Origin of the sequence: Viridibacillus soli (assembly GCF_016612995.1) — a bacterium.
GTDB classification, from domain to species: domain Bacteria; phylum Bacillota; class Bacilli; order Bacillales_A; family Planococcaceae; genus Viridibacillus; species Viridibacillus soli.
Genome location: NZ_JAEOAH010000095.1, coordinates 1 through 694, shown reverse-complemented (window position 1 = coordinate 694; position 694 = coordinate 1). Strand labels below are relative to the sequence as shown.

General features: G+C 35.2%; 1 protein-coding gene. It reads left to right on the top strand.

Features of this window, described 5'->3' with window-relative positions; genetic code table 11:
- Positions 1-34: 34 nt before the first annotated feature.
- The coding region (locus tag JFL43_RS22145; RefSeq protein WP_200750725.1) for an ABC transporter ATP-binding protein at positions 35-694 on the top strand (660 nt) is incomplete at its 3' end.

Here is a 694-nt window from a genome sequence, read left to right as displayed (position 1 = left end):
GACATTTTATTAAAAGACGAATAGAGGGATACACATGGACACTATATTACAATTCAAAAATCTAAATTATCACTATCACAGCAATAATAAAAAAATTACTATATTAGATAATGTAAACTTTTCGTTTCAAACGGGATGCTTATATACCATTTTAGGACCATCAGGATCGGGAAAAACAACTACCCTTAGTTTAGCAAGTGGATTAGATGTTCCAAGAGGTGGTTATGTATTATACAAAGGAAGGGATATACGGAAGATAGGCCTAGATACTTATCGAAACAAACACGTTGCGATTATCTTTCAATCGTATAACCTCATTACGTATATGACAGCTCTTCAAAATGTAGTCACCGCGATGGAGATTACAGGGGTCGATGTGAAAGACAAAAAAGGAAGAGCACTTGAGTTATTAAGTAAGGTAGGCCTGACAGAAGTAGAAGCAAAAAGGAAAGTATTACAGCTTAGTGGTGGTCAGCAACAACGTGTGGCGATTGCTCGTGCACTATCTTGTGACGTAGATTTATTAATTGCTGATGAACCAACTGGAAATCTAGACCAAGAAACTTCTATGGGAATTATTGAGTTATTTAAAGAACTTGCTCATAAAGAAAATAAATGTATTATTGTTGTGACGCATTCCCAAGAGGTGGCTAAACAATCAGATAAAGCGGTGTATCTAGAAAAAAGAAATTTA